Annotated in this window: 4 protein-coding genes; all 4 read right to left on the bottom strand. The window is 68.3% G+C overall.

What is annotated here, in order from left to right; all coding sequences use genetic code 11:
* Positions 1-230: 230 nt before the first annotated feature.
* Genes H5J29_RS20715 through H5J29_RS20700 form a run of 4 tightly spaced genes read right to left on the bottom strand, consistent with a single transcriptional unit; the run spans position 231 to position 4428 of the window.
* A complete protein-coding gene (locus tag H5J29_RS20715) occupies positions 231-1496 on the bottom strand; it encodes an ABC transporter ATP-binding protein (RefSeq protein WP_181782710.1) in 1266 nt (421 codons plus the stop codon).
* Positions 1497-1524: 28 nt separating this feature from the next.
* Positions 1525-2358: a carbohydrate ABC transporter permease gene (locus H5J29_RS20710; protein WP_181782709.1), complete on the bottom strand. Its 834-nt coding sequence runs from the start codon at positions 2356-2358 to the stop codon at positions 1525-1527.
* Between the two features lies 1 nt (position 2359).
* Positions 2360-3322 carry a carbohydrate ABC transporter permease gene (locus tag H5J29_RS20705; protein ID WP_312858325.1) on the bottom strand — a complete coding sequence of 321 codons (963 nt, stop codon included), beginning with the start codon at positions 3320-3322 and terminating at the stop codon, positions 2360-2362.
* Positions 3319-4428: an extracellular solute-binding protein gene (locus H5J29_RS20700; RefSeq protein WP_512700130.1), complete on the bottom strand. Its 1110-nt coding sequence runs from the start codon at positions 4426-4428 to the stop codon at positions 3319-3321. Before H5J29_RS20700 ends, H5J29_RS20705 begins: the two co-directional genes overlap by 4 nt.
* Between the last annotated feature and the right edge of the window lie 517 nt (positions 4429-4945).

The following is a 4945-nucleotide window of genomic DNA, read 5'->3' as shown; positions in this document are numbered from 1 at the left end:
CGTCGATGAGCCCCAGGTCCGCCAGGGCGAGTGGCAGGGTCACGCCTCCCACGTACAGGCCCTCCTGCGACCGCTCGCCCGGCACGGGCACGCCGTCCAGTTCGACGCCCGTGAGCAGGACGAGCCGCGGGATCACGGGGCCACCGTAACCCCCGGCCCAGAGCACCATGGCTCCACAACGCCGCGCCGTACCCCTCCCAGCGGGCGTCATGGAGCCACGATGCGGTCGCTCAGCTGGTGGTGTGGCCCTCCACGGTCAGGCCGCCCGAGCGCGCCTCCTCGATCTGCTCGGCGCGGTCCTCCTCCGCGAGCCGGGTCAGCTCCGCACCCGCCTCCGGGTCGCGGGTCAGGTTGTCGCCGGTCGCGGGGTCGAACACGTGGACCTTGCGGGCGTCGAGCCAGAACTCGGCCTCCCGGCCCTCCCGGATCCGGCTCGTCGAGTCGATCGACACGATCGCCTGCGTGCGCAGCTGGTCGGAGTCCAGCTCCCGGGAGAGCTCCTTGAGCTGGTTGACGACCTCGTCGGGCGCGTCGTACGGGATGTAGGCGTATTGCGAGTCGCCCAGCCACTCGGTGACGTCCACCTTCGCCCGGAACGTGCTGCCGTGGCCCCGCTTGGATTCCTCGACCAGCGAGGCGTCCTCGAAGAACTCGGGCCGGATGCCGACCAGCACGAGGTCGCGGTCGCCGATGTCCGCGCCCCGCTTCGGGTCCAACGTGATCTCCCCGAACGGTGTCGAGAGCGTGCCGTTCTTCAGCTTGGCGGGCAGGAAGTTCATCGGCGGCGACCCGATGAACCCCGCCACGAACAGGTTGACCGGCTGCTCGTAGAGCTCACGCGGGGACGCGACCTGTTGGATCACGCCCTTGCGCAGCACACAGACCCGGTCCCCGAGGGTCATCGCCTCGGTCTGGTCGTGCGTGACGTAGATGGTGGTGATGCCCAGCCTCCGCTGCAGCCGGGCGATCTCCGTGCGCATCTGTCCGCGGAGCTTGGCGTCTAGGTTGGACAGCGGCTCGTCGAAGAGGAACGCGTCCGCGTCCCGGACGATGGCGCGGCCCATCGCGACCCGCTGGCGCTGGCCGCCGGAGAGGTTGGCGGGCTTGCGGTCCAGGTGCTCGTGCAGCTCGAGCACGTCCGAGGCCGCCTTGACCTTGCGCTGCACCTCCTCCTCGGGCGCCTTCTGCAGACGCAGCGGGAACGCGATGTTCTCGAACACCGACAGATGCGGGTAGAGCGCGTAGTTCTGGAACACCATGGAGAGATTGCGCTCTCGCGGGGCCTTGTCGTTGACCCGCTTCCCGCCGATCACCATGTCCCCGGACGTGATGTCCTCGAGCCCCACGACCATTCGGAGCAGGGTGGACTTCCCGCAGCCCGACGGGCCGACCAGGATCATGAACTCGCCGTCGGCGATGTCGAGGCTGACGTCGTTGACGGCCGGGAAGCCGTCCCCGTACTTCTTGACGATGTTCCGCATCTCCACGGAAGCCATGTCGGTTCTCCTTCTCGAGGGTGCGGGCTCAGCCCTTGACGGCACCGTTGGTCAGCCCGGCGACGATCCGACGCTGGAACACCAGCACCAGGATGACGACGGGGATCGTCACGATCACCGCGGCGGCGGCGATCGGGCCGTTCGGCGACTCGAACTGCGAGGCGCCTGAGAACAGCCCCAGCGCGGCGGGCACGGGCCGCGACGCACTCGTCGAGGTGAGCGAGATGCCGTAGGCGAAGTCGTTCCACGCGATGAAGAACGCGATGATCGCGGTGGTGAACACGCCCGGAGCGGCCAGTGGCACGATGACCTTGCGGAACGCCTGCCACGTCGTGGCCCCGTCGACCTGGGCGGCCTGTTCCATCTCCCACGGGATCTCCCGGAAGAAGGCGGAGAGCGTCCAGATCGAGATGGGCAGGGTCAGCGACAGGTACGGGATGATCAGCCCCGGCCAGGTGTCGTAGAGCCCGATCTCCCGCCAGAGGTTGAACAACGGGGTCACGATGGAGATCACCGGGAAGATGGCCACCGCCAGAGCGGTGGACAGGATGAGCTTCTTGCCCCGGAAGTCCAGCCGGGCGATCGCGTAGGCGGCGAACATCGCCAGGACACAGGAGATCGCCGTGGCGATCAGACAGATCCCGAAGGAGTTGCGCAGCGCGGGCAGGAACAGACCGGCGGCGTCGCCGGACAGGATCTGCGCGTAGTTCTCCCAGCTCACAACCGAAGGCAGGAACTGCTGGTTGGAGATGTCGGAGGCGGACTTGAGCGACAGGGACACGATCCAGCCGACCGGGAACAAGGCGTAGATCACGATGACCACGCCCGCCACGACCCACAGCCACTTCTCGCGAGCGGTCATCTCACTCCCCCCTCGTCTGCGACAGATCGACCTTGAAGCCCTTGATGAACAACCCGCAGATCAGGATCACGCAGATGAAGAGCAGCACCGAGACGGCCGAGCCGAGCCCGATCTCCAACCGCGAGATGGTCTGGCGATAGGCCAGGAAGGACACGGTCTCCGTACTGTTCGCCCCGCCCGTCATCACGAAGATCGAGTCGAAGACTCGGAAGGCGTCGAGCGTGCGGAACAGCAGGGCCACCATGATGGCGGCCTTCATGTTCGGGATGGTGACCTTCCACATCCGCTGCCACCAGGTCGCCCCGTCGACCTTCGCGGCCTCCTGCAGGACCTCCGGCACCTGGGCGAGACCCGCGAGCAGCAGCAGCGAGATGAAGGGGGTCGTCTTCCAGATCTCGGCCAGGCAGACGACGAACAGCGCCGACCACGTCCCGCCGAACCAGTCCGTGTCCGCGGAGACGCCGGGCAGCCACGCGAACCAGGAGTTCACGAAGCCGGAGTCCGCGGAGAAGGCGAACTGCCAGGCGAAGGCCGACACGACCGTGATCACCGCGTACGGGATCAGGATGGCGGCCCGGACCGGCGCCCGGAGGGCCCGCCAGGCCTTGACCATCACTAGGGCCAGGGCGAAGCCGAGGACGAGCTCGACAGCCACCGTGACCACGGTGATGAACGCCGTGACGCCCAGCGACGTCCACCAGATCTGGTCGGTGAGGATGACCCCGTAGTTGGACAGTCCCGTGAACGACCGCTTGTCCGGGTCCGTGAGCCGGTAGTCGAACAGCGAGTCGTAGACCGCCTGCAGGATCGGGTAGGCGGTGACCAGCAGCATGACCACGAAGGCCGGGCCCGCCAGCATCCACCCCAGCTTCCGCTCGGCGCGCGACCGGTCGGAGATCGTGGCCCTGTGGTCGGTCGGCGGCAGGGGGGTGGCACCCGCCTCGGGCATCGTCGTCGTGCTCACAGCAGCTCCTTCTTCGCCAGGACCTCCTGGATGAGGACCGCGGTCGCCGCCGCCGTCCCCTGCGGGTCGACACCCGACGGCGGGTGGTACTCGCGCTGAATGCTCCCCGAGACCTCGCTGTAGTAGGCCGTCTGCGGCCGCGGCGCGGCCTGGTTCAGCGACTGCAGGATGATGGGCGCCATCGGGAAGGCCTCGATGACCTCCGGATCGGTGTAGACCGACTCCAGCGCGGCCGGGTTGCCGTTCTCCACGAAGTAGTACTTCTGGTTCTCCGCGCTGGTGATGCACTCGGTGGCCTCGAAGGCGAGGTCCGTGTGTGCACTGAATGCCCCGACGCCCAGGTTGATCCCGCCGTAGGGCGGCGCACTCGGCAGGTTCGGCTCGACCTGCGGGTACAGGGCGGCGCCGTAGTCCTGCGGCACGGACTTGTCGAGCGTGCCCTCCTCGGCCGCCGAGGTGGCCCGCGGCCAGACGAACGGCCAGTTGACCATGAACATCGCGTCGCCGCTCTCGAACGCGGTGGCGCCCGCGTCCTCGTCCTCCGTGGAGAACGTCGGGCCCGCGGCGCTGGAGGTGGCCAGCTTCTGCATGACCTCACCCGCTGCCACAGCGGGTGGGTCGTTGAGACCGAGCTGGACTCCCGCAGGGTCGTCAGGGGACGGGTTGGTGATCACGGCCCCGCCCGCGGACGAGATGAGGGCGTTGAACCACACCGTGAGCGACTCCGCCCGGGCGCCCTGGGCGGCGATCTGCTTGCCCTTCGCCTCGGCCGCCTGGATCAGCTGGTCCCAGGTCACGGGCTTGGACATGTCCAGACCCGTCCCCTCCACCATGGACTTGCGGTACCAGAGCAGCTGCGTGTTGGCCCAGAACGGGACGGTCACCACCTGACCGCGCCAGCTGGCGCCCTTGACCGCGGACTCCACGATGCCCTCCGTGGCCCTCGCCGCCAGCTCCGGCGGCACCGGGGCCAGCAGCTTCGCCTCGGACAGCTCAGCGATGAACGGCGGGTCGAGGCTCATGATGTCGATCGAGCTGTCGTTGGCCGCGAGCCTGCGCACCAGCTGCTCGCGCTGGCCCGCCGCCTCACGCGGTAGCACCGACACCGCGATCGAATAGCGCCCGTTCGCAACCTCGGTGCAGCGCTTCGCGATCTCTGCCTGGCCCCCTGAGTCCGGGTTCGTATACCAGGTCAGAACGGGTGGGCCGGACTGTCCGGACCCGCAGGCCGCGAGACCGCCCACCGCCACCACGGCGAGTGCGGCCGCGGCGAGGCGGCTCCTCCAGGGGCGTCGCATCGTCGACCTCCGTTGGTCGCAGGGCGTGCAGGAAGTGCTGGAAGCGCTTCCAGGCGTCACTGTGTGCACTTCACCAGTCAGTGTCAAGCGTCACAGAACGCTAGAACAGATCCCGGCGAGCGGCAGCTCGGGACGAGCAACTGTCGGTGGAAAAGTTATGCAAGCGCTTCCGGGTCCGGGGTTATGCTCCCCCGATGTCCGCCCCGACGGAGCGTGCGGTCAACCTCGCCGACGTGGCGCGGCTGGCGGGGGTCTCGCCTGCCACCGCCACTGCAGGATGATGGGCGTCATCGAGGCCTTCCCGATGGCGCCCATCATCCTGCAG

This window comes from Pseudonocardia pini, from assembly GCF_013870575.1.
Lineage (GTDB): Bacteria > Actinomycetota > Actinomycetes > Mycobacteriales > Pseudonocardiaceae > Pseudonocardia > Pseudonocardia pini.
Note: the sequence above shows the minus strand (reverse complement) of the source record. Positions and strands in the feature narration are given on the sequence as shown.

What these genes read in the sequence shown, in the direction of transcription:
- H5J29_RS20715 (WP_181782710.1), bottom strand. Translation starts at nt 1,496, where the DNA reads ATGGCTTCCGTGGAGATGCGGAACATCGTCAAGAAGTACGGGGACGGC.
- H5J29_RS20710 (WP_181782709.1), bottom strand. Translation starts at nt 2,358, where the DNA reads ATGACCGCTCGCGAGAAGTGGCTGTGGGTCGTGGCGGGCGTGGTCATC.